Annotated in this window: 20 protein-coding genes; 18 read left to right on the plus strand and 2 right to left on the minus strand. The window is 61.6% G+C overall.

Features of this window, described 5'->3' with window-relative positions; all coding sequences use genetic code 11:
* The first annotated feature begins 54 nt into the window (after positions 1–54).
* The 17 genes from GEOBRER4_RS18010 (at position 55) to ybgC (ending at position 18,844) form a co-directional block, all read left to right on the plus strand.
* Positions 55–1,194 carry a hybrid sensor histidine kinase/response regulator gene (locus GEOBRER4_RS18010; RefSeq protein ID WP_185243424.1) on the plus strand — a complete coding sequence of 380 codons (1,140 nt, stop codon included), beginning with the start codon at positions 55–57 and terminating at the stop codon, positions 1,192–1,194.
* A 110-nt stretch (positions 1,195–1,304) separates the two neighbouring features.
* Entirely contained in the window at positions 1,305–2,183 is an 879-nt protein-coding gene (argB, locus tag GEOBRER4_RS18015; protein WP_085814857.1) for an acetylglutamate kinase, read from the plus strand.
* 142 nt (positions 2,184–2,325) lie between these two features.
* The gene (locus GEOBRER4_RS18020; RefSeq protein WP_185243425.1) at positions 2,326–3,519 is read left to right on the plus strand and encodes an acetylornithine transaminase; all 1,194 of its coding nucleotides are present in this window, start codon (positions 2,326–2,328) and stop codon (positions 3,517–3,519) included.
* A 51-nt stretch (positions 3,520–3,570) separates the two neighbouring features.
* A complete protein-coding gene (argF, locus tag GEOBRER4_RS18025; protein ID WP_185243426.1) occupies positions 3,571–4,482 on the plus strand; it encodes an ornithine carbamoyltransferase in 912 nt (303 codons plus the stop codon).
* Positions 4,483–4,507: 25 nt separating this feature from the next.
* A complete protein-coding gene (locus tag GEOBRER4_RS18030; RefSeq protein ID WP_185243427.1) occupies positions 4,508–4,804 on the plus strand; it encodes a nucleotidyltransferase family protein in 297 nt (98 codons plus the stop codon).
* Positions 4,797–5,099 (plus strand): HepT-like ribonuclease domain-containing protein, encoded by a 303-nt coding sequence (locus tag GEOBRER4_RS18035; protein WP_197971388.1) that lies wholly within the window; start codon positions 4,797–4,799, stop codon positions 5,097–5,099. Before GEOBRER4_RS18030 ends, GEOBRER4_RS18035 begins: the two co-directional genes overlap by 8 nt.
* Before the next feature lie 64 nt (positions 5,100–5,163).
* On the plus strand, positions 5,164–6,384 hold the full coding sequence (locus GEOBRER4_RS18040) for an argininosuccinate synthase (protein ID WP_185243428.1): 1,221 nt from the start codon (positions 5,164–5,166) through the stop codon (positions 6,382–6,384).
* 64 nt (positions 6,385–6,448) lie between these two features.
* The gene (locus GEOBRER4_RS18045; protein WP_085814851.1) at positions 6,449–6,901 is read left to right on the plus strand and encodes an NUDIX domain-containing protein; all 453 of its coding nucleotides are present in this window, start codon (positions 6,449–6,451) and stop codon (positions 6,899–6,901) included.
* Between the two features lie 227 nt (positions 6,902–7,128).
* Positions 7,129–8,271 (plus strand): hypothetical protein, encoded by a 1,143-nt coding sequence (locus GEOBRER4_RS18050; protein ID WP_185243429.1) that lies wholly within the window; start codon positions 7,129–7,131, stop codon positions 8,269–8,271.
* A gap of 75 nt (positions 8,272–8,346) precedes the next feature.
* Positions 8,347–9,723 (plus strand): argininosuccinate lyase, encoded by a 1,377-nt coding sequence (argH, locus tag GEOBRER4_RS18055; protein ID WP_085814849.1) that lies wholly within the window; start codon positions 8,347–8,349, stop codon positions 9,721–9,723.
* Between the two features lie 33 nt (positions 9,724–9,756).
* Positions 9,757–10,497 (plus strand): fibronectin type III domain-containing protein, encoded by a 741-nt coding sequence (locus tag GEOBRER4_RS18060; RefSeq protein ID WP_226377832.1) that lies wholly within the window; start codon positions 9,757–9,759, stop codon positions 10,495–10,497.
* Between the two features lie 94 nt (positions 10,498–10,591).
* Positions 10,592–10,879, plus strand: a complete 288-nt coding sequence (gene gatC / locus GEOBRER4_RS18065; protein WP_085814847.1) for an Asp-tRNA(Asn)/Glu-tRNA(Gln) amidotransferase subunit GatC — start codon at positions 10,592–10,594, stop codon at positions 10,877–10,879.
* Positions 10,880–10,959: 80 nt separating this feature from the next.
* Entirely contained in the window at positions 10,960–12,417 is a 1,458-nt protein-coding gene (gatA, locus tag GEOBRER4_RS18070) for an Asp-tRNA(Asn)/Glu-tRNA(Gln) amidotransferase subunit GatA (RefSeq protein WP_185243431.1), read from the plus strand.
* A 131-nt stretch (positions 12,418–12,548) separates the two neighbouring features.
* Entirely contained in the window at positions 12,549–14,000 is a 1,452-nt protein-coding gene (gatB, locus tag GEOBRER4_RS18075) for an Asp-tRNA(Asn)/Glu-tRNA(Gln) amidotransferase subunit GatB (RefSeq protein WP_264177107.1), read from the plus strand.
* A 155-nt stretch (positions 14,001–14,155) separates the two neighbouring features.
* The gene (mtnA, locus tag GEOBRER4_RS18080) at positions 14,156–15,196 is read left to right on the plus strand and encodes an S-methyl-5-thioribose-1-phosphate isomerase (protein WP_085814843.1); all 1,041 of its coding nucleotides are present in this window, start codon (positions 14,156–14,158) and stop codon (positions 15,194–15,196) included.
* Positions 15,193–18,426, plus strand: coding sequence for a bifunctional [glutamate--ammonia ligase]-adenylyl-L-tyrosine phosphorylase/[glutamate--ammonia-ligase] adenylyltransferase (glnE, locus tag GEOBRER4_RS18085; protein WP_185243433.1), 3,234 nt, complete (start codon positions 15,193–15,195; stop codon positions 18,424–18,426). Before mtnA ends, glnE begins: the two co-directional genes overlap by 4 nt.
* A gap of 16 nt (positions 18,427–18,442) precedes the next feature.
* Positions 18,443–18,844 carry a tol-pal system-associated acyl-CoA thioesterase gene (ybgC, locus tag GEOBRER4_RS18090; protein WP_085814841.1) on the plus strand — a complete coding sequence of 134 codons (402 nt, stop codon included), beginning with the start codon at positions 18,443–18,445 and terminating at the stop codon, positions 18,842–18,844.
* A gap of 182 nt (positions 18,845–19,026) precedes the next feature.
* Here the strand turns inward: ybgC and lspA are convergent, their stop codons facing one another.
* Entirely contained in the window at positions 19,027–19,521 is a 495-nt protein-coding gene (lspA, locus tag GEOBRER4_RS18095) for a signal peptidase II (protein ID WP_185243434.1), read from the minus strand.
* A 32-nt stretch (positions 19,522–19,553) separates the two neighbouring features.
* On the minus strand, positions 19,554–22,331 hold the full coding sequence (ileS, locus tag GEOBRER4_RS18100; protein WP_185243435.1) for an isoleucine--tRNA ligase: 2,778 nt from the start codon (positions 22,329–22,331) through the stop codon (positions 19,554–19,556).
* A gap of 248 nt (positions 22,332–22,579) precedes the next feature.
* Here ileS and GEOBRER4_RS18105 point away from each other — a divergent pair, with 248 nt between their 5' ends.
* A complete protein-coding gene (locus tag GEOBRER4_RS18105; protein ID WP_185243436.1) occupies positions 22,580–24,400 on the plus strand; it encodes a KUP/HAK/KT family potassium transporter in 1,821 nt (606 codons plus the stop codon).
* The last annotated feature ends 117 nt before the right edge of the window (positions 24,401–24,517 follow it).

Genomic DNA, 24,517 nt, shown 5'->3' on the forward strand with positions numbered 1-24,517 from the left:
TCCCCCCTCCGGGGGGAGGAATATTTATAAAACAAGACCATCCGGGACAAACCGATGCTGCAACTGACCCCAAACCCGAACCAGACGCTCCAGCAGGAGATCGAGAAGAAAACCGTACTCATCGTAGACGACGAGGCGGTGATCCGCGACCTCTGCAAAAGGGTGCTGCACGACTACGACGTCGTGGAGGCGGGGGATGGGGCGGAGGCGCTGGACATCTTCCTTCGGGGTGGGATCGACGTCATCTTGACCGACGTGATGATGCCCCTCATGGACGGGATCGAGCTCCTGAAGAACCTTAAGGAGCGGGAGCCGACCGTGGTGGTGATCATCATGACCGGCTTCGCCGACAAGGAGCTGATCCTGAAGGCGCTAAAGGCGGACGCGGACGACTTCATCACCAAGCCGCTCAACCTCTTGCAGCTCAAAAGCGCCGTGGACAAGGCGCTGGTCAAGAAGGCCCTCAAGGAGGAGATCGCGGACCTGCGGAACGTGGACCGCTTCAAGACGCTCTTTCTCTCCATGATCTCCCACAAGTTCCGCACCCCCATCACCTCAATCTCGCTCTTCCTGCAAAACCTCGCCTCCGGCGTGATAGACACGCGCGACGAAGGGGCCAGGGAGCACATAGGGCTCGTTTACAACGAGGCCTGCTACCTCGGCAACCTGGTGAGCGAGCTCCTCGCCTTTTCCTCCTTCATGACCGGCAACAGCGGTCTGCACCTGGAACCTTGCGACCTGAAGGACCTGATCCCCTCGGCGCTCGCCGATTGCAAGGAATGCCCGGCAAAGCCGGGGGTCGCCTCGCACAGCGACCTGGAGGACGTGCCCGAATTGATGCTCGACCGGGAGAAGATCTCCTTCGCGCTGCAGCAGGTGATCGACAACGCCGTCAAGTTCTCCAGGGAAACTGGGCTTGTCTGCGTCACCCTGAGAAACCTGGCCGACAGCTGCCAGATCTCGGTGGAGGACAACGGGATAGGCATTCCCAAGGAACAGCTCCCCAAGCTGTTCGAGAAGTTCTACCAGGTGGACGCCGACCGTACCGGGCAGGTGCGCGGCTTCGGCCTCGGCCTTTTCTACGCCCGCGAGTTCGTCAGGATGCACGGCGGCAGCATCAGCATCGAAAGCGAGGAGAACGTAGGCACCCGAGTTCTCATAAGCATCCCCCACACTACCAGTCAAAGCCCCTGAAGATCATAGTTTTGCCGCGTTCAGGCAAACCCTCTTTGAAGTTGATTATTTCCCCCTATCTGCTATATTAACGTCTTTCTAAGCGGCTATAAACTATGAAAGAGGCACCAATGCAGCAACTCATAGAAAAGGCGAGCACACTCATGGAGGCGCTCCCTTATATCAGACGTTTCTCCGGCAAGACCATCGTCATCAAGTACGGCGGCCACGCGATGGCCGATGAAAAGCTCAGGAAGTCTTTCGCACTCGACGTCATCCTGCTCAAATACATTGGCATCAACACCGTGGTAGTGCACGGCGGCGGCCCGCAGATAAACGAGACCCTGAAGCGCTACGGCATAGTCTCCGAGTTCGTGAAAGGGATGCGCGTCACCGACGCCGAGACCATGGGGGTCGTGGAGATGGTCCTGACCGGGCAGGTCAACCGCGAGGTGGTGGGATACATCAACCAGAACGGCGGCCGCGCGGCCGGGCTCTCCGGCAAGGACGGCGACCTCTTGATCTGCGAGAAGCTCTTGCAGGAAGTAAAGCGCGAAGACGGCGGCACCGAGAAGGTCGACATCGGCTTCGTCGGCGACGTGGTCGAGGTGAACCCGGCCATACTACAGGCACTGGAAAAGGGGGGCTTCATACCGGTCATAGCGCCGGTAGGAGTAGGTCGAACCGGGGAGAGCTACAACATCAACGCCGACGTCGTGGCCGGCAAGGTCGCGGCTGCCTTGAACGCCGAGAAACTGATCCTTTTGACCGACGTCTCCGGGGTGAAGAGCAAGGAGGGGGCGCTCCTCTCCAGCATCCCGCTTGCCGAGGTCCCGGCCCTCATCGACAACGGCACCGTCACCGGCGGGATGATCCCCAAGGTCACCTGCTGCACCGACGCCCTTGCCGCCGGGGTCAAGAAGGCCCACATCGTGGACGGCCGGATCGAGCACGCGATCCTGCTGGAGATCTTCACCAACGTCGGGATCGGGACGGAAATACAGGCTTAACTGCAAACTGCAGGGGCTAGGGGCTGGAAAAATCTGGGGTTAGGGGCTAGGGACTGGGGGCTAAAAAACCCCTCTTGGTTTCGCTAGCCCCTAGTCCCTGTTCCCTAGTCCCTGCCTTTGCCCCTGCCTTCAAGGAGTTGCTATGAATTCAGCAGCATGGATGGAAAAAGCTGACAAATATATCATGAAGACCTACGGCCGCTACCCGCTTGTCCCGGTGAAGGGTGAGGGGTGCTACCTGTGGGACGCGGACGGCAAGAAGTACCTCGACTTCCTCGCAGGCGTCGCGGTCAACAACCTCGGCCACTGCCACCCGAAGGTGACGGCGGCGCTCGCCAAGCAGGCGGCCGAGCTGATCCACTGCTCGAACTACTACCACATCCCGCAGCAGATCGAGCTGGCCGAGCTTCTTTGCGGGCTCTCCTTCGCGGACAAGGCGTTTTTCTGCAACTCGGGCGCCGAGGCGAACGAGGCTGCCATCAAGCTGGCCAGGAAGTACAGCCGCGAGAATTACGGCGTCGACCGCTACGAGATCATCACCGCCATCTCCTCCTTCCACGGCCGCACCATGGCGACCGTCTCGGCGACCGGGCAGGAGAAGGTGCAGAAGTTCTTCGACCCCCTCTTGCACGGGTTCCGTCACGTGCCGTTCAACGACGCGAAGGCGCTCAAGGAGGCCATAGGCCCCTGCACCTGCGCCATCATGCTGGAGCCGATCCAGGGCGAGGGGGGCGTGGTGGTCCCCGACGCCGCCTACTTCCAGCAGGTGCGCCAGATCTGCGACGAGAACAACCTGATCCTCATCTTCGACGAGGTGCAGGTGGGGATGGGCAGGACCGGTAAGATGTTCGCCCACGAGCACTTCGGCGTCACCCCCGACATCATGACGCTCGCCAAGGCACTCGCCGGCGGCGCCCCCATCGGGACCATGCTCGCCACTGAGAAGCTGGCGGCCTCCTTCACCCCCGGCACCCACGGTTCCACCTTCGGCGGGAACCCGCTGGTCACATCCGCAGCGGTCGCCACCATCCGGGCCATTATGGAAGAAGGGGTCCTGAACCACTGCGAAGAGATCGGCGAGTACCTGATGGGCGAACTGGAGGCGCTGCAGCACAAGTTCCCGGAGATCATCACCGACGTGCGGGGCATCGGCCTCATGATCGGGGTGGAGTTGGCCATCCCCGGCGGCGACATCGTTAAGACCGCCCTCTCCCGCGGGCTCCTCTTGAACTGCGCCCAGGAGAAGGTGCTCCGTTTCGTGCCCCCCCTGATCGTAGGGAAGAAGGAAGTGGACGAGATGCTCGCCACCCTGACGGGGATTCTGCAGGAACTGTAATGAGGTGCCGGCGAGGCCGGCACCATTAAAACGAGAAACGAGACCACACCAATGAAAAGAGACTTCCTCGCGCTGAGCCAGTTCTCGAAGGCCGAACTGGACGCGATCTTCCTTTTGACCAAAGAGCTCAAGGAAAAGCAAAAAAAGGGCGAAGAGCATCACCTTTTGAAAGGCAAGTCGCTCGCCATGATCTTCGAGAAGTCCTCCACCCGCACCAGGCTCTCCTTTGAGATCGGGATGTACCAGCTGGGAGGGCACCCGCTCTTCATCTCCAGCAAGGACTCCCAGATGGGGCGCGGCGAGCCGATCAAGGACACCGCCCGCGTCATGGCCCGCTACTGCGACGGCGTCATGATCCGCACCTTCGCCCAGGAAACGGTGGAGGAGTTCGCCAAGTACGCCTCCGTCCCGATCATCAACGGGCTCACCGACCTGCACCACCCCTGCCAGATCATGGCCGACATTTTCACCGTGATCGAGCACAAGGGGGGGTACCAGGGGCTCAAGTTCGCCTGGATCGGCGACGGCAACAACATGGCCAACAGCTGGATCGAGGCCGCAGCCATCTTCGGCTTCGACCTGACCCTCGCCTGCCCGGAAGGGTACGACCCGAACCCGCAGGTGCTGGAGTGGGCGCAAAAGCATGCAAGTTCCAAGATCGTCGTCACCCGCGACCCCAAGGAAGCGGCGAAGGACGCGGACGTCTTGAACACCGACGTCTGGGCCAGCATGGGACAGGAAGAGGAGCAGAAGATCCGGGAGAAGGCGTTCGTGGGTTTCCAGCTGAACGAGGAGCTCCTGGACTTGGCCCGCGGGAACGCCATGGTGCTGCACTGCCTGCCCGCCCACCGCGGCGAGGAGATCACCGACGAAGTCATCGAAGGCCCCCATTCCGCCGTCTGGGACGAGGCGGAGAACCGGCTGCACGTGCAAAAGGCCATCATGGCCATCTTGATGAAGTAGTTTCAAAGCTGAAGGAGGCTTTGAGATGAAACCGCTTGCAGAGATAAAAGAGATCATCCGGGATCATAAGGCGGAACTCGCAGAGGAGTTTAACGTCGCGGAGATCGGCGTGTTCGGCTCGGTGGTAAGGGGCGAGGCACGCGAGGACAGCGACGTGGACGTACTCGTTGACTTCAGCCGTCCGGTCGGGCTCATGAAGTTCATGAGGTTGGAATACCACCTCGAAGAGCTCTTCGGCGGCACCAAGGTCGATCTCGTCTCCCGGAAAGCTCTCAAGCCGTATATTGGCCAAGCGATACTGCAAGAAGTCCAGTATGTCTAGCGCGAGGGATATCAGAGACTATCTGGTTGACATGAGCGACGCTATGCAGAGCATCCGAGAGTTCACTCAGGACATGAGCTACGAGGAGTTTTGCAGCGACAAGAAGACTATCTACGCAGTAACCCGTGCGTTCGAGATCTTAGGTGAAGCTGCGAAGCACATAGATGAAGATACCCGGTGCAGATATCCTGATGTCCCTTGGCGCATGATCGCGGGAATGCGGGACAAGCTGATCCATGAATATCGGTATAGCTTTAGACATAGTCTGGAACTCCGTACAGGAAGATTTACCTGACTTGCAAAGGGACCTGCTACCTGTCCTCGAAGAGCTAGTACAAAACAAAGCATAAGGAGAACCCATGGCAAAGAAAGAAGTGAAAAAGATCGTTCTCGCCTACTCGGGCGGGCTTGACACCTCCATCATCCTCAAATGGCTCAAAAACGAGTACGGCTGCGAGGTGGTTACCTTCTCCGCAGACCTGGGACAGGGGGACGAGCTGGAGCCGGTCCGCGAGAAGGCATTCAAGACGGGCGCCGACAAGGTGTACATCGACGACTTGCGCGAGGAGTTCGTGCGCGACTTCGTGTTCCCGATGTTCCGCGCCAACGCGATCTACGAGGGGTCCTACCTCCTCGGCACTTCCATCGCGCGCCCGCTGATCGCGAAACGCCAGATGGAAATCGCCAAGATCGAGGGTTGCGACGCGGTCTCCCACGGCGCCACCGGCAAGGGGAACGACCAGGTCCGCTTCGAACTCGCCTACTACCACTTCAACCCCGGCATCACCGTCGTGGCACCTTGGAGGGAGTGGAAGCTCAACTCCCGCCAGGCGCTGATCAACTACGCGAAAAGAAACGACATCCCGATCCCGATCACCAAGAAGCGCCCCTGGTCTTCCGACAGGAACCTTCTGCACATCTCCTTCGAGGGCGGCATCCTTGAGGATACCTGGCTGGAACCCCCCGAGAACATGTTCGTGCTGACCAAGGCTCCGGAGAAGGCGCCGAACAAGCCGCAGTACATCGAGATCGAGTTCGAGAAGGGTAACGCGGTGGCAGTCGACGGCGTGCGCATGTCCCCGGCTGAGCTTCTGGCTCACCTGAACACCATCGGCGGCGAGCACGGCATCGGCCGCGTCGACCTCCTGGAGAACCGCTCGGTCGGCATGAAGTCCCGCGGCGTGTACGAGACCCCGGGCGGCACCATCCTGCGCGAAGCGCACATGGCGGTCGAGCAGATCACCATGGACCGCGAGGTCATGCATCTGAGGGATTCCCTGATCCCGCGCTACGCCGAGATGATCTACAACGGCTACTGGTTCTCGCCGGAGCGCGAGATGATGCAGTGCCTGATCGACAACTCCCAGCAGACGGTGAACGGTGTGGCAAGGCTCAAGCTCTACAAGGGTCATTGCCGCACCGTGGGCAGGAAGTCCGAGAGCGACTCGCTCTTCAACCTCGACTTCGCTACTTTCGAGAAGGACCAGGTCTACAACCAGGCGGACGCCGAGGGCTTCATCAAGCTGAACTCCCTGAGGCTCAGGATCCGTTCGCTCATGCTGGCCAACAAGAAAAAGTAAGGCAACTGGCAGTTAAGGAGGGTCCATAGGGGCACGAAAGTTTCGTGCCCCTATCTCGCTTTATATGGAGCAAAACGGATTCAAGACGAGCCATATCGTCACCTCGGTGGTAGCGGTCATCATCGACGCCGACGACCGGGTGCTCCTCACCAAGCGCAACGTCCCGCCGTTCCAGGGGGAATGGGTGATGCCTGGCGGGAAGATCGACCTCGGGGAGCCGATCGTCGCCGCGCTCAAGCGCGAGGTGTGGGAGGAAGTGGGCCTGGAGGTGGAGGTGGGGGAGCTGATCGACGTCTTCGAGCACGTGACGCCCGGCGAGGACAACTATCACTTCATCATCATCTATTACCGCTGCACCCCGCTTTACTGCGACGTGAAGCACAACCGGGACGAGGTGGCCGAGGCGCGCTGGGTAACCTGCGAGGAACTGGCGGAGTACAAAATCCCCGCCGGCGCCAGGTTCATTCTCGGAAAGACCTTTAAGATCACTTGTCAATTGACGCCCAAAGGCAATTGACGCCTAAAAGCAATTGACAATGTACAATTGACGATTGACAACTGAAAGCCAATTACCGGCTACATTTGTCACTTGTCCATTCTCAACCGCTTGCAGTTCTTTGTCATTAGTCGGCAATGTTCAGGTTGACCATTGTCAATTGTTAATCGTCAACTGTACATTGGTTTTAAGCTGCTGTTCGTTGTCAATTGTCAATTGTCAATCGTCAACTGGTTTACGGGGTTAAAGTGGTCAAGATCATCGAGAAACATGTCCAGCTCGATTTCCCCCTGGGTCATCACCTGCACTGTCTCATCGCCCAGATCCCGAACCGGCTGAGGCGCCGGGACCACCTCTTCACGCTGGAGAAACCCGAAGAACAGTGGCGCATGGTGCAAAGCGTGCTCGACCTGGTGGCGGCGGGCGACGGCAACCTGAAGCGGCTGCACTTTCTCATGTTCCCGGAGATCTCGGTGCCGCTGTCGCGCTTCGATGAGATGCTCTCGACCATCGAGCACCGGTTCCGCCCCAACACGGTGACCATGTTCGGCCTGGAACAGGTGACCCTGGAACAGTACCGCAGCTTGCTGATCCGATTTCACGCGGACAACGCCGAGGCTCTGGAATGCGTGGAGCATGACGTCGATTCGGGCGACATTCTTGGCATGCCGGTCAACTGGTGCTGCGTCGCCGTCAAGGAGTCGAGCGGCAACCTCAGGGTCTTCCTCGAAGCGAAGACCCACCCCTTCCGGGGCGAGGAGTTCCTGGACAAGGACCACGACCTGTACCGCGGGCGCCATTTCTACCTCTTCAGGGGGGAACCGGCCTGCTTCAACTTCATGACCATCATCTGCCTCGATTACCTGTACCGCGACCTCTACTCGTCGAACATCAAGCAGATCATCGATCACTCGAACCGGCTCTTCTTCACCTTGAGGCAGTCCCTGGACGCCCTATTCGTGATCCAGTGCAACCCTAAACCGGAGCACCGCTCCTATCGCGAGGTCCTCTCTGGCTTTTACGGCGAATACCTGGAGGACACGCCGGGGGTGCGCGAAACGGTGACCGTCTTCGGCAACTGTTCCGACGAAAGCGAGATCCAGGGCGTGCGCTGCGCCCCCTGCTACGGGATCTCCTTCGTCGCCATCAGTTCACGGCACAAGATGCTCCCCTACCAGGAGCGGGAATTCTCCAGCGACGACTTCGACGGCGCGCCGGTCTGCCGCCTGCGCTTCGGGTCGGGAACAAGGCTCTTCTATTTCAACCTCCCCTTGCACCACGAGCTGGACCCCCGCACCTCCAGGGTTCCCCTCAAGGTGCACTCGGTGATGCGCTGGACCGATGAGGGGTGGGCCAAGGTGGGGGACGGCGAGGGGCGTACCTCGCAGTAGCATATTTTACATGACGCATCCCCCCTTCCCTTTGCGGGAGGGGGGAGCGATTCAAATCCAGCAGGAGAGTTAAACATGTCCAAAGACAAGCTGTGGGGCGGGCGCTTCACCCAACCCACCGACAAGTTCGTAGAAGAATTCACCGCCTCCATCAACTTCGACAAGCGCCTGTACCACCAGGACATCCGCGGCTCCATCGCCCACGCAACGATGCTGGGGCAGCAGGGGATCATCCCGGTAGCCGACGTCGAGAACATCGTCTCGGGTCTCAAGGCGATCCTGGAGCAGATCGAGGCGGGCGAGTTCGACTTCTCGGTCTCTTTGGAAGATATCCACATGAACATCGAGGCACGGCTCTCCGAGAAGATCGGCGACGCCGGCAAGAGGCTCCACACCGGCCGCTCCAGAAACGACCAGGTCGCGCTCGACATCAGGCTCTACCTGCGGGACGAGTTGGTGGAAATCTCTGCGTACATCGACCTCCTGATAGATTCGATCATCCACCAGGCGGAGGAGAACTTAGGCGTGATCATGCCGGGATTCACCCACCTGCAGACCGCCCAGCCGATCCTCTTCTCGCACCACATGATGGCCTACCACGAGATGCTCAAGCGGGACAAGGCGCGCATGGAGGACTGCCTGAAGAGGACCAACGTGCTTCCCCTGGGCGCGGGTGCCTTGGCCGGGACCACATTCCCCATCGACCGCGAATTCGTGGCGGAGCTTCTCGACTTCGCCGAGGTAACCCGCAACTCGCTCGACTCGGTCTCGGACCGCGACTTCGCCATGGAGTTCTGCGCCGCCTCCGCGATCCTCATGGTGCACCTCTCCCGCTTCTCCGAGGAACTGATCCTCTGGTCCACCAGCGAATTCAAGTTCGTGGAGCTCTCCGACTCCTTCTGCACCGGCTCTTCCATCATGCCGCAGAAGAAGAACCCGGACGTCCCGGAACTGGTGCGCGGTAAGACCGGCCGCGTCAACGGCAACCTCATTGCCCTGTTGACCCTGATGAAATCGCTTCCGCTTGCCTACAACAAGGACATGCAGGAGGACAAGGAGCCGCTTTTCGACACCATCGACACGGTGAAAGGGTGCCTCAAGGTCTTCGCCGACATGGTGCGCGAGATGAAGATCAACCCGGAGCGGATGAAGACCGCCGCAGCCGCGGGATTCTCCACCGCGACCGACGTGGCCGACTACCTGGTGCGCAAGGGAATCCCCTTCCGCGACGCCCACGAGATCGTGGGGAAAGCGGTGCGCTACTGCATCGAGAACGAGATGGATATCCCCGAGCTCTCGCTTGCCGAGTGGCAGCTCTTCTCCGGGCGCATCGAGGAGGACATCTTCGAATCGATCACCCTGGAGGCCTCGGTCAACGCCCGCCGCGCGACCGGCGGCACCGCGCTGGAGCGGGTGCGCGCAGAGATCGCCCGGGCCAGGGAAGGCAGGTAACCGGTGGGGACCTTTAGGGGAATCCGCTGCTGCTTGATCCTGGCAACTGGGCTGGCGCTTCTTTCCGGCTGCGGCAAGAAGGGGGCGCTGGTGCCGCCTGAAGCGCTGGCTCCGGCGCCGGTCACCAACCTGGCGCTGGCCCAGAAGGACGGGCGGTTCCAGGTCAGATGGTCTGCGCCTTCCAGGCAGGAAGCAGGCGCGTCGCTGAAGGACCTCGCTGGCTTTCTCCTGTTCCGCCGCATCGTGCTCCCGCCCAACGAGGACTGCGAGGAGTGCCCGACCGCCTACGGGGAGCCGGTGAAGATAGAGATCGAGTACCCGAAGGGTGCCAGGCGCTCCGGGAACTTCTGGATTTACGACGATCGGGACCTGACTACCGGGAAGCTGTACCAGTACAAGCTCCGCTCCTTCACGGCCGCGGGCGTTCAGAGCAAGGATTCGAACCGCGTGCGCCGCACCGCTGCCATCCCGCCGCTCCCCCCGGTGCTGGAGGCCGCATCCTCCGCAGAAGCGGTGACCCTCAGCTTCGTGGGGCTCCCCCCGGAGCAGGGTACGCCCGCAGGGTACAACATCTACCGCAGCAAGAAGGGGGAGGAGTTCCCCCTTTTCCCGCTCAACGCGACGCCGATAACCGCCAACAGCTACGTGGACCATCTCCCGCAATTCGACGTCCCCTTCAGCTATGTAGTCACCAGCGTCTCCACCGTAGAGGGAGAGAGCGTCGAGAGCGCGCCGTCGAACGTCGCGGAAGGGGCACTGACACTTCCCGAATAACCCCGTCTCCTTGCCTTTTTAAGAGGTTCATGATAATAACCGGGGGCACGCATTAACCTTTTCCGGCGCCGTCTGGGCGCCTTTTGGAGCGGTCATGAAGATCACTAGAGAACAGGTGGAGCACGTGGCGCGGCTTGCCCGGCTGGAGCTTTCCGAGGCCGAACTGGACACCTTCACCGGACAGATGGACTCGATACTTTCCTACGTGGAGAAGTTGAACGCGCTGGACACCGAGGGGATCGTGCCGACCTCGCACGCGGTCCCGATGGAGAACGCCTTCAGGGCGGACGAGCCTACCGGCTCGATCGGCGTCGAAGCGGCCCTGGCCAACGCCCCGCTGCGCGCCCAGAGCTTCTTCAGGGTTCCCAAGGTCATCGAGTAGAGGTAGTCTTGGTCCGACAGGTCGGACTGGTCGGACTGGTCCGAAAGCACCACAAAAATGTGCAACACCGGAGTTTTGCAATGGAAATTTTCGACCTTACCATACACGAGCTGCATGAGAAGCTGAAGGCGAAGGAGGTCTCCTCGGTCGAGGCGACCCGCGCCATGCTGGACAGGATCGAGGCGGTGGACAGCCAGGTTAACGCCTACATCACGGTGACCCCGGAGCAGGCGCTGGTAGAGGCGGAGGAAGCCGACCGCCGCATCGCCGCGGGCGATATCGCGTCCTTGACCGGCATCCCGGTCGGCCTCAAGGACATCTTTGTCACCAAGGGTATCCGCACCACCTGCGGCTCGCGCATCCTGGAAAACTTCGTCCCCCCCTACGACGGCACGGCTGTCGCGAAGCTCAAGGAGCAGGGCGCCGTCATCGTCGGCAAGCTGAACCAGGACGAGTTCGCCATGGGCTCCTCCAACGAGTCGAGCTACTTCGGCCCCTGCAGGAACCCGTGGGACCTTTCCTGCACGCCGGGCGGCTCCTCGGGGGGCTCCGCAGCCGCAATCGCCGCGCGCACCGCTACCGCGACGCTTGGCACCGATACCGGCGGCTCCATCCGCCAGCCCGCCTCGCACTGCGGCTGCGTTGGCCTCAAGCCTACCTACGGCAGGGTCTCCCGCTATGGCGTCATAGCGTACGCCTCCTCTCTGGACCAGGTAGGCCCGCTCACCCGCGACGTGACCGACTCGGCGCTTCTTTTGGGGGCGGTGGCAGGATACGACCCGATGGATTCCACCTCGGTCAACACCCCGGTCCCCGACTACGTCGCCGGACTCGGGAGCGGCGTCAAAGGGATGAAGATCGGCCTTCCCAAGCAGTACTTCATCGAGGGTCTCGACCCGGACGTGAAGCGCGCCATGGACGAGGCGATCGCCCTCTACAAGAGCCTCGGCGCAGAGATCAGGGAGGTGAGCCTCCCCAACACCGAGTACGCCGTCGCCACCTACTACATCATCGCGACCGCCGAGGCGAGCGCAAACCTTGCCCGCTACGACGGCGTCCGCTTCGGGCACCGGGCCGAGAACGCCAGAGGCCTGGCCCAGATGTACGCCAAGAGCCGCGCCGAAGGGTTCGGGTCCGAGGTGAAGCGCCGCATCATGCTGGGGACCTACGCCCTTTCCTCCGGCTACTACGACGCCTACTACGTCAAGGCGCAGAAGGTGCGCACCCTGATCCAGCAGGACTTCCTGAACGCCTTCAAGGAAGTCGACGTGCTCCTGACCCCGATCGCCCCCACCCCGGCCTTCAAGATCGCGGAAAAGCTCGAAGACCCGCTGCAGATGTACCTCTCCGACATCTTCACCATCCCGGTGAACCTGGCCGGCACCTGCGGCATCTCCGTTCCCGCCGGGTTCAGCGCCGCCGGTCTCCCCATCGGGCTGCAGCTGGTTGGTAAACCCTTCGGCGAGCAGGATATCCTCACCGCCGCGTACTCCTTCGAAAAGGAGACGCAGTGGCACTTGAAGAAGGCACCGCTGTAAATCCTCAATAAAAGGCACTCACCACAGAGGACACAGAGGTACACAGAGGAAAAGCTGAACAGAGAAGGCCGAACCTCGAAACTCCCCGCGTCCTTCCTGGCACATGCTTTTAATAGTTTTCGACTGCTTTGATCGGAGCGAACATGAAATATCAGGTCGTCATCGGGCTAGAGGTCCATACCCAGCTCACCACCAATACCAAGATCTTCTGCGGCTGCTCGACCCGCTTCGGCGCGGAGCCCAACTCCCAGACCTGCCCGGTCTGCCTCGGCTTCCCCGGCGCTCTTCCGGTTTTGAACCAGCAGGTGGTGGAATACGCCATCCGCGCCGGGCTCGCCACCAACTGCTCCATTACCCAAAGGAACGTCTTCGCCCGGAAGAACTACTTCTACCCGGACCTCCCCAAGGGTTACCAGATCAGCCAGTTCGACCTCCCCATCTGCCAGCACGGTCACCTGGACATCGAGGTGGAGGGGGAGACGAAGCGGATCGGGATAACCCGCATCCACATGGAGGAAGACGCCGGGAAGCTGGTGCACGCCGACATCCCCGGGGTGGACGACTCCTGTGTCGACCTGAACCGCGCCTGCACCCCGCTTCTGGAGATCGTCTCGGAACCTGACATGCGCTCCCCGGACGAGGCGATAGCCTACCTGAAGAAGCTGCACCAGATCGTCATGTACCTGGGGATCTGCGACGGGAACCTGGAGGAAGGGAGCTTCCGCTGCGACGCCAACGTCTCGCTGATGCCGGTCGGATCCACCGTCTTCGGCACCCGCGCGGAGCTTAAGAACATCAACTCCTTCAAGTTCATCAAGCAGGCGATCGAGTACGAGATCGAGCGCCAGGCCGAGATCCTCGACGACGGCGGCAAGGTGGTCCAGGAAACCCGCCTCTTCGACCCGAACACCGGCACCACCCGCTCCATGCGCGGCAAGGAAGAGGCGCACGACTACCGCTACTTCCCGGACCCGGATCTCGTCCCGGTGATCATCTCGGACGACTGGATCGAGAAGGTGCGCGGCGGGCTCCCCGAGCTTCCCGAGGCGAAGCGCGCCCGCTTCATGTCGGATTTGGGGCTCCCCGAGTACGACGCCGAGGTACTGGTGGCAAGCCGGGAGCTGGCGCAGTACTTCGAGGACGCCTTCGCCCTTTTCCCGCAGGCGAAGACCGTCTCCAACTGGGTCATGGGTGAGGTCACCCGCGCCTTGAACGACGACAACAACCGCTCCATCGCCGAGTGCCCGGTCACCTCGGCCCTCCTGGCCGACCTCCTGAAGCTCATGGAGAAGGGAACCATCTCCGGGAAGATCGCGAAGACCGTCTTCGACGAGATGTACAAGACCGGCAATGCGCCGGAGAAGATCGTCGAGGAGAAGGGGCTGGTGCAGGTCTCCGACACCGGGGCCATCGAGGCGATGATCGACGAGGTGCTGGAGAAGAACCCCGGGCAGGTGGCCGAGTACCGGGGAGGCAAGGAGACCCTTTTCGGCTTCTTCGTGGGGCAGGTGATGCGCGCCTCCAAAGGGAAGGCGAACCCCGCCGTCGTCAACGAGATGCTGCTCAAGAAGTTGCAGGGGTAAAAAACAAGTCAAAGGCGTCGCACGCGGATCAGGCGGATGTTGCGGAAAAAGCACGGATAACCCATAAAGACTTTTTTTGGTTTGATCCGATTTTATCCGCGCCTTTTCCGTCAAATCCGTGTGCAAAAGCCTTTGGACTCTTTTCGAGGTAGACGATGTCCTTCAGAACCATAGAGTGGCGCGACAACAAGGTGATCATGATAGACCAGACCAGGCTCCCCGCCGAGGAGGTCTACAACGAGTACACCGACTTCCAGGGTGTGGCCCAGGCGATCCGCGGCATGGTGGTGCGCGGCGCCCCCGCCATCGGCATCGCCGCAGCCATGGGGGTCGCGCTCGGCGCCCGTGAGATCATCGCCGACAGCTTCGACACCTTCTACCGCCAGCTTGAAAACGTCTGCGACGTGATCGGACGCACCCGCCCCACCGCGGTCAACCTCTTCTGGGGACTGGAGCGGATGAAGCGGGTCGCCCTGCAGCACAAGGAACTCGATCTCAACTCGATCCGGGAGCTCTTGAAGGCCGAGGCGATCAGCATCGAGGCGGAGGACCTCGCCATCTGCAAGGAGATCGGCAGGCACGGCGCAGCTCTGGTCAAGGAAGGGGCCTCCATCCTCACCCACTGCAACGCTGGCGGGCTGGCAACGGCAGGCTACGGCACGGCTCTCGGGGTGATCCGGGGCGCGCACGAGGCGGGCAAGGGGATCCGCGTCTTCGCCGACGAAACCCGCCCCTGGCTCCAGGGGGCGCGCCTCACCGCCTGGGAGCTGATGAAGGACTCGATCCCGGTTACGCTCATCTCCGACAACATGGCGGGCTGGCTCATGAGGACCGGCCAGATCGACTTCTGCGTCGTCGGCGCCGACCGCATCGCCGCCAACGGCGACACCGCCAACAAGATCGGCACCTACTCGGTCGCCGTCCTCGCCAAGGAGAACCGGATCCCGTTCTACGTGGCGGCCCCGATATCCACCCTCGACCTCAAGCTCGCCAACGGCGACCTGATCCCCATCGAGGAGCGCGCCTCCGAGGAAGTGACCAAGATCAAGGGGATCCAGATCGCGCCGGAAGGGGTGAAGGTGAGAAATCCCGCCTTCGACGTCACCCCCGCCCGCTACATCACCGGCATCATCACCGAAAAAGGGGTGGTGCGCGGCGATTACGAAAGGGAGCTGAAGGCGCTGGTCGGGCTATGAGCCGCCGCTCGGATCTGGCCGGGGCGCTCCTCGCCGCGCTGTCGCAGCGCCAGGGGGGAGAGCTCGCGCAACTGCTCGAACAGGGGGGCTACAGCTACGGCGCCCGCTCCGTCGAGAACCTGCGCCTCTTGTCCGAAGTCCTCCCCGGCGAGCGGCTGATCGAGGTCGCCATCGCCGCCCTGTCGACCCCCCTTCCCGACATGGCCTTGAACGGCCTGGAGCGCATCAGCACCGCTGTCCCAAAGGAAACCCTCCTGGAGCTTTGCTCCCGCCGGGCGCTCCTCACCCAGTTGATGAACATCTGTGGTTCCTCCCCCTTCCTCACCAACCTCATCTGCCGCGACCCCTCCGCTCTGAAGCGGCTTTTTCTCGACCGCGAGATCATGCGCAGCCGCTCCGAGTCGGAGATGCTCGACACGTTGCGCAGCCGCGTCCCCGAAGGAACGGGGTACGCCGACCTCTTCGCGCACCTGCGCCGCTTCAAGTATGCCGAGATGCTGCGCATCGCGGCCCGCGACCTGAACGGGCTCTCCCCGCTGGAGGAGGTGACCGGAGAGCTCGCCTCCCTTGCCGCGGTCACGCTGCAACTCGCCTATGAGGCGGCCCTTGCCGAACTGGTCCGGGATCACGGCAAGCCGATGCAGACCACCCCCGAGGGCGAGGTCGAGGCCGAGTTCACCATCATCGGCATGGGGAAGCTCGGCGGACGGGAACTAAACTTCTCCTCCGACATCGACCTGATCTACTTCTACTCCTCCGACAAGGGGGAGAGCACCGGCATTCCCGACGGCAGGGGGGGCTTCAAGGGAAAGCTCTCCCTGCACTCCTTCTTCGTCAAGCTCGCCGAGATGGTGAGCCGCGCCATCTCGCAGGTGACCGAGGACGGCTTCGTCTTCCGGGTCGACATGGGGCTGCGCCCTGACGGCAAAGCCGGCGACCTGGCGACCTCGATGCGCTCGGCGGAGGTGTACTACGAGTCATGGGGGCAGTCCTGGGAGCGCGCCGCCATGATGAAGGCGCGCCCGGTGGCTGGATCCATCGAACTCGGGCAGGCGATACTCGCCGCCCTCACCCCCTTCATCTACCGCCGCTACCTCGACTACAACCTGATCGAAGACATGATGGCGATGAAGAAGAAGATCGACGCCTCGCTGGCAAGGAGCCAGGAGGGGGAGGTCAACATTAAGCTCGGACGCGGCGGCATCCGCGAGATCGAGTTCTTTATCCAGGCGCTGCAGCTGGTTTATGCCGGGAAAAATCCGAGCCTGCGCGTGAAGAACTCCCTTGCCGCTCTGCAGACACTCAGGCAGTCCCGCATCATCAAGGAGGCGGACTGCGTCGCCCTCTCCGACGCCTACCGCTTCCTGCGCACGGTCGAGCACCGGATACAGGTGGTCCAGGAGCGCCAGACCCACGCCCTGCCCAGAAAGGAAGAGGAATTCGTGGCGCTCGCCAGGCGCTGCGGCTACCTGCGAAAGGACGGGCTGCTCCGCTTCAAGGAGACCCTGGAGCTGCACCGGCATGCCGTCTCCGCCATCTACGGCGACCTCTTCCTCTCCCGCGACGAAAAGATCAAGGAGGAGGTGCACCCCGAGGTGCACTACTTCTTCGATCACAACGCGGACCCCGACCTGATCAAGGACATGCTGGAGGAGCGGCGCTTCGAGAACCCGGACGTCGCCTACGACAACCTCCTGGTGCTGCGCGACGGCCCGGCCAAGGTGAACCTCACCAGCCAGGGGCGCCGCACGCTGGAGAAGATCGCCCCGCTCTTTTTGCAGGAGGTATTCGCGGCGCCCGACCCGGACCTCGCCCTCGCCAACCTGGAGCGCTTCCTTGCCTCCACGAGGACCCGGGCCTCGATCTACGCGCTTCTTGCAGAAAACCGCGACATACTGAAGCTCCTCACCTCGCTGTTCGGGATGTCGGAGTTCCTTTCCAAGATCTTCATCGGGCACCCGGAACTGTTGGACAGCATGACCACGCGGGGCTACGCCTACCTGCAGAAGGAGCGCGCCGCCATGGCCCACGAGCTGGATCTGTTCCTGACCCAGGCGGACGATTTCGAGGAGCAGCTCGACGCCATGAGGAGCTACCGGCACGAGGAGTTCCTGCGTATCGGCATGAACGACATCCACGGCAAGATGAAGCAGCCCGAGGTGGCACGGCAACTGACGGACCTGGCCGACGTCTGCCTGGCCGCGGCATGCTGCCTTGCCACCGGCGAGCTCGCCCGCTTCGGGCGCCCGATGGTGAAGGACGAGGACGGCTCCGAGCGCGAGGCGGCTTTCGCCGTCGTGGCCATGGGGAAACTCGGGGGCTTCGAGCTCAACTACCACTCCGACCTCGACATCATCTACATCTACGAGGGGCAGGGTTACACCGATGGGGAGAAGAGCATCACCAACCGCGAGTACTTCTCCAAGCTGGGGCAGAAGATCATACTGGTGCTCACCAGCCAGACCCGCGAGGGGTACGCCTACAAGATAGACACCCGGCTGCGCCCGTCCGGCAACGCGGGGCCGCTGGTCACGTCGCTGGAGGCGTTCCAGGGGTACCACGAGGCCGAGGCGCAGATCTGGGAGCGCCAGGCGCTGACCAAGGCACGGGTGACCTACGGCGACCCTGAGCTCAAGCGTAAGATCGAGGGGATCATCGAGAATACCGTGTACGGCGCCGGCGCCGACGACACGGTCCGCAGCGAGATCCACCGGCTGCGCATGCGCATGGAGAACGAGCTCGCCAAGGAGACCAGCGGGAGCTACAACATCAAGACCGGCCGCGGCGGGATGGTGGACGTCGAGTTCATCATCCAGTTCCTGCAGCTGAAGCACGGGCACGAGCACCTGGAGATCCGCAGCACCAGCACCTTGCGCGCCATGAATGCGATGCAAGAGCTGGGGATACTTCCCGACAGCGACTACCACGCCCTCTTCGACGGCTACAAGTTCCTGCGCCGCCTGGAGAACCGCCTGCGGATCATCCATGACTACTCGATGAACGACCTGGGGGGGCCGCTCAAGTACCTGAACAAGCTGGCCAGGAGGCTCGGCTACGACCCGATGCTGAAAAACCCGGGGGAGGCGCTCATGGCCGACTACGAGCGCGTGACAGGCGCGGTCAGGGACGTGTACGAGAGGATCCTCGGTGGCGTGGAAAGCCCAAAAGCGGCTAACAGGGATGAAGGGGATGCAGGGGATAAGGCCGAACCGCAAAGCCCGAACATCTGACTATTCTGGAGGACCGATGGAAGTACGGATTTATTACGAGGACACCGATGCGGGTGGGGTGGTGTACCACTCCAACTACATAAGCTACATGGAGCGCGCGAGGACTGAATTCCTGAGAAAGCACGGCCTGTCGGTTAGGGAGATGCACGACATGGGGATCATCTTCCCGGTGGTGTCGATAGAGGCTAACTTCCGGGCGCCGGCACGGCTCGACGACCTCCTGGAAGTGCGGACACAGATCGCGGCGCTGAAGAACAGCTCCTTCACCGCCGCGCAGCAGGTGGTGAGAAAAGATGACGGGAAGCTCCTGGTCGAGGCGAAGGTGACGCTTGCCTGTGTCAACCCGGAGATGAAGCCCAGGCGCCTGCCGCAGGAGATCCGCGACCTCTTCAGCTCGCTGATGAATGAAACCCCTTAAAACCAAAAACAAAGCATTACCACAGAGGTCACAGAGGTTCACTGGGGAAAACAAAAAAGAGGAAAAGCAAAAACCGGAAGGCTTTTTGGGTTTAAACCCTAGAGCCTTCCGGTTTTGTTTTTTCCTCTGTGAGATCCCCTGTGCCCTCTGTGACCTCTGTGGCGAAGATCTTGTCTTTGACTTTAGTCCTGCTTCTGCGCCTTTTCCCTTCTCTCTTCCAGCACCATCTCGATGGCCAGCAGGAAGACGCCGACGCAGATGGCGGAGTCGGCCACGTTGAAGGCGGGCCAGTGATGCCCCTTCCAGTAGACGTCGAGAAAGTCGATCACCTCGCCGAGCCTCACCCTGTCGATCAGGTTCCCCAGCGCGCCGGAGAAGATGAGCGAAAGGGAGACCGCACTCCCCTTCTGGTCGTCCCGCAGGCGGCTTAGCACCACGAGGATGACCAGGACCGCGACGGCCGAGACCAGCAGGAAGAAGGGAAGCCGCCAGGCGGAATTCGCCAGGATGCCGAAGGCCGCCCCTTTGTTGCGCAGGTAGGTGATGCTGAAGAACCCGTCGATAACGGGTATCGAATCGTGCAACCGCATGGTCTTGTCGATGTAGACCTTGGTCAACTGGTCCAGGACCAGCACCAGCGTCGATACCGCCAGCAATATGATGTATTTCGCTTTCATAGAGTCCTTAGAAGTTCTGTCTGAAAAACGCTCTATTTCACCGCGGCGAGGCACTTCGGGCAGAGGGTCGGGTGCTCGCTGTCCTGACCTATCTGCTCGTCGTAGCACCAGCAGCGCTCGCACTTCTCGCCCGGAGCGGCGGTGACGCCGACCTCCAGCCCTTCGACCCCTTCGGCCTTATACACCTCGCCGCCGACCTCAGCGGCAAGCTCCGCCTTGGAGACGATGAAGATCTGCGCCAGCTCCCCTTCGAATTCCTTCAGAAGGGCCTCGGTGTCGCCGCTGGCCTTGAGGGCGACGGCGGCATCGAGCGAATGGCCGATCACCTTCTTGACGCGGGCCAGTTCCAGCGCCTTGGAGACCTCGGCGCGTACCTTGATCATCTTCTCCCAACGCTGGGCCAGCGCCTCGTCCTTGACCTCGGGTGTCAGCGCAGGGAACTGCGCCAGGTGCACGCTCGACTCGCGCGTGCCGGGCATCTCGGCCCATACCTCTTCGGCGGTGAAGGAGAGTACCGGCGCCACGATGCGCACCAGGGCGTCCAGGATCAGGTACATCACGGTCTGGCCGCTTCTTCTGGCCTGCGAGCTGCCCTTGCTGGTGTAGACCCTGTCCTTCAGGATGTCGAGGTAGAAGGCGCTCATCTCGACGGTGCAGAAGCCGTTCACCGCGTGGTAGAGGATGTGGAACTCGCTCTCCTTGTAGGAGGCGAGGACTTTTTCCTTCAGAAGCTCCAGCTGGTGCATGGCCCAGCGGTCGAGCTCCGGCATGTCGGCGTACGCCACGAGGTCCGTATCGGGGTTGAAGTCGTGGATGTTCCCCAGGATGTAGCGGCAGGTGTTCCTGATGCGGCGGTAGCTCTCGGAGAGACGGGTCAGAATCTCCTGGGAGATGCGCAGGTCGTCGCGGTAGTCCTGCGCCGCAACCCAGAGCCTCAGCACGTCGGCGCCGAACTTCTTGATCACGTCCTCCGGGGCGACGACGTTGCCCACGGACTTGCTCATCTTCCGGCCGGCGCCGTCCATGACGAAGCCGTGGGTCAGCACGTTCTTGTAGGGGGCGCGGCCGCGGGTCCCGACGCTCGCCAGAAGCGAGGAGTGGAACCAGCCGCGGTGCTGGTCGCTTCCCTCGAGGTACATGTCTGCCGGTGAGGAAAGGTTCTCGCGCAATTCCAGGACGGCGGCGTGGGAAACGCCGGAGTCGAACCAGACGTCGAGGATGTCGGTTTCCTTGTCGAACTCGCTCTTGCCGCAGGAGGGGCAGCAGGTCCCTTCCGGGAGGAACTTCGCCGCTTCCCAGTCGTACCAGATGTCGGAGGTGTGCTCGGCGAAGAGGTCGGCGACCTTGTGCATGATCTTGCCGTCGGCGAGGACGTTGCCGCAGCTCTTGCAGTAGAAGGCGGTGATGGGGACCCCCCAGGAGCGCTGCCTGGAGACGCACCAGTCGGGACGGTTCTCGATCATTCCGTAGATGCGCTCGCGCCCCCACTTGGGGATCCAGTTCACGCTGTTGATCGCCTCCAGCGCTTGGCCGCGCAGGTCGTTTCTCTCCATGGAGATGAACCACTGCTCGGTGGCTCTGAAGATGATCGGCTTCTTGCAGCGCCAGCAGTGCGGGTAGCTGTGGGAGATCTCCTTTTGCCCCAGGAGTGCCCCGACCTCGATCAGCTTCTCGATCACGTTCTTGTTGGCGTCGAAAACGAACTGGCCGCCGAAGAACTGGATGTTCTCGTAGAAACGGCCGCGGTTGTCGACCGGGTTGTAGATGTCGAGCCCTTCCTTGAGCCCCAGCTCGTAGTCTTCCTGACCGTGGCCGGGGGCGGTGTGGACGCAGCCGGTACCGGCTTCGAGCGTCACGTGCTCGCCCAGGAGGATGACGGAATCCTGCTCGTAGAACGGGTGGCGGGCGAGCCGCTTCTCAAGCACCTTGGACGGGAACTTCGCCAGCACCTCGCCCTCGGCGTCGATCTCCTTCAGGAAGCTCTCTTTCAGGCCGTCCGCCACTATGACGACGTCGCCGCTTTGAAGCTGAAGCGCCACGTAGTCAAGGTCCGGGTGGATGGCGATGGCGAGGTTCGCCGGGAGCGTCCAGGGGGTGGTGGTCCAGATCACCATGGAGGCCTTCTTGCCGGCAAGCTCGGGGACAACGCTACCCAGCTCCTCCTTGAGCGGGAACTTCACGAACACGGAGGGGGACTTGTGGTCGGCGTACTCGACCTCGGCCTCGGCGAGCGCCGTGCCGCAGGAGGAGCACCAGTGCACCGGCTTCTTACCCTTGTAGAGGCCGCCGTTCTCGGCAAAGCGCGCCAACTCGCGGGCGATGGCCCCCTCGTAGCTCGCGTTCATGGTCAGGTACGGGTTCTCCCACTCGCCGAAAATCCCCAGGCGCTCGAACTCGGCGCGCTGGATGGCGACGAACTTGGCCGCGTACTCGCGGCAGAGCTTGCGCATCTCGAGCTTGGAAATCTCGTGCTTCTTGCTCCCCAGGTTCTTCTCCACCTGCAGCTCGATCGGAAGCCCGTGGCAGTCCCACCCCGGGACGTAGGGGGCGCCGAACCCTTCCATCCTCTTGCTCTTGAGGACGATGTCCTTGAGGATCTTGTTCAAGGCGTGGCCGATGTGGATGTGGCCGTTGGCGTAGGGAGGTCCGTCGTGCAGGACGTAGCGCGGCTTCGACTTGCCCGCCTCTTCGATCTTCTTGTCTATCTCCACCTGCTCCCAATGCTTGAGCATCTCCGGCTCGCGCTGGGGAAGATTCCCCTTCATGGGGAAGTTGGTTTGGGGCAGGTTCAATGTATCTTTGTAGTCCATGTAACGGCCTCCGCACTGTCAGTTAAAGCCTTGAGAGAAACGACATAAACTACAAGCTATGCCGCTGAATGTCAAGGGTAAACGGGGATTTCCGGCACTTTCACAGGGTTGAAGAGGCGGCTTGAGAGGGCGGTTTTCATGCGAAGGTGGCAAACGGCGCCGGAATGGTGTATAAAGCGTTGGCGCCGGGAGAGTTGGCACTGCTTTTCCCCCGCGGCGCCGGCGTCTCACTGTCTCAAGGGAGTTCTATGATCCACAAAACTCAGGATTCATTCTGGGGCGGCATCGTCAAGGCACTGGGGCTTGTCTTCGGTGACATAGGCACGAGCCCCATATACACCCTCACCGTCGTTTTCACCCTGACCAAGCCGACCCACGCCAACGTCTACGGCATCCTCTGCCTTGTCTTTTGGACCATGACCATCCTGGTGACGGCGGAGTACGCCTGGCTCGCCATGAGCCTCGGCAAGAAGGGGCAAGGGGGCGAGATAGTCCTGAGGGAGATCATCATAAAGCTCTTCAAACAGGGGCGGGTGCTGGCCTTCGCGGGATTCCTCTCCTTCCTCGGCGTCTCGCTGCTTCTGGGGGACGGGGTCATCACCCCCGCCATATCCATCCTCTCCGCCGTCGAGGGCCTTCTGCTGATACCTGGGCTGGAGGCGACGAGGCAGGGGGTTTTGGTCGCCATCGCGGCCCTGATCGCCTTCACGCTCTTCTTCTTCCAGTCGCGCGGCACCGACAAGATGGCCGGGGTCTTCGGTCCGGTCATGATCCTGTACTTCGGCTCGCTCCTCGTCTCTGGGCTCGTCTCCATCTCGGGCACCCCCGGCATCGTCGCCGCGATCAACCCGATGTATGCCATCGACTTCTTCCGCGAAAACGGCATCGCGGGCTACTTCGTTCTTTCCGAAGTTATCCTTTGCTCCACCGGCGGCGAGGCGCTCTACGCCGACATGGGGCACCTGGGGAAGAAGCCGATCATCCGGGCCTGGTACTTCGTCTTCGCGGCGCTTTACCTGAACTACCTGGGCCAGGGGGCCTTCCTGCTCAAGCACCCGGACGCGAAGAACATCCTCTTCGGCATGATCCAGGAGCAGTCAAGCCTGCTCTACATCCCGTTCCTGCTGCTCACCATCATGGCCACCATCATCGCGTCGCAATCCATCATCAGCGGCGTCTTCTCCATCGTCTACCAGGGAATCACCACCCGGCTCATGCCGCTATTCAAGGTCGACTACACCTCGAAGCACATCCAGTCCCAGATCTACATAGGCGTCGTCAACTGGACCCTCATGTGCGCGGTCATCTTCGTCATGTTCTTCTTCCAGAGATCGGTGAACCTCGCCGCCGCCTACGGCATGGCGGTCACCGGCTCGATGACCATTACGGCGCTGATGATGATCATGGTCTTCTCGAAGACCACGAAGAAATGGAAGGTCCCCATCGTCGCCGTCATCGCCGTCATCGACCTGATCTACTTCACCTCCACCTTCCCGAAGTTCGTGCACGGGGCCTACTGGTCCATCGCCCTCGCCTCGGTGCCGTTCATCACCATACAGGTCTGGACCAAGGGGCAGCGGCAGCTCTACCGCGCGCTGCGCCCGCTGGATCTGGAAACCTTCATGCTCTCCTATGAGCAGATCTACGGCAAGAGCAAGAACATCCCGGGGACCGCACTCTTCTTCCTCAAGGCGCTCGACGTCATCCCTCCCTACATCGTCCATTGCATGATTCGCTCTAACATCATCTACGAGCGCAACATACTGATCTCGATCGTGCGGACCGACGAGCCGTTCGGCAACATCGCACGGCACAAGAAGGACGTGGGGGCGGGGCTGGAGTACTTCCAGATCAGCGCCGGCTACATGGAGGTGCTCGACATCGAGAAACAGTTGAAGGAGCACGGAATCCAGGAGAAGGTGATCTTCTACGGCATCGAGGACATCGAGACCAAGAACCCGGTCTGGAAGCTGTTCGCCCTGATGAAGAAGCTGACCCCGAACTTCGTGCAGTTCAACAAGCTTCCTGCCACCAAGCTGCAGGGGGTCATGACCCGGGTGGAGATGTAATAAGGGAAGGGTTTGCGAATAGTGACAGGAGCAAAAAAGAAAGGCCGCATCGTCAAACCGATGCGGCCTTTCTTGATTCTGTGGCAAGGTCGAGGCGGATCGCACTCCCACCCCGTT

The sequence above is a fragment of the Citrifermentans bremense genome, assembly GCF_014218275.1.
In the GTDB taxonomy this organism is placed as follows: domain Bacteria; phylum Desulfobacterota; class Desulfuromonadia; order Geobacterales; family Geobacteraceae; genus Geomonas; species Geomonas pelophila.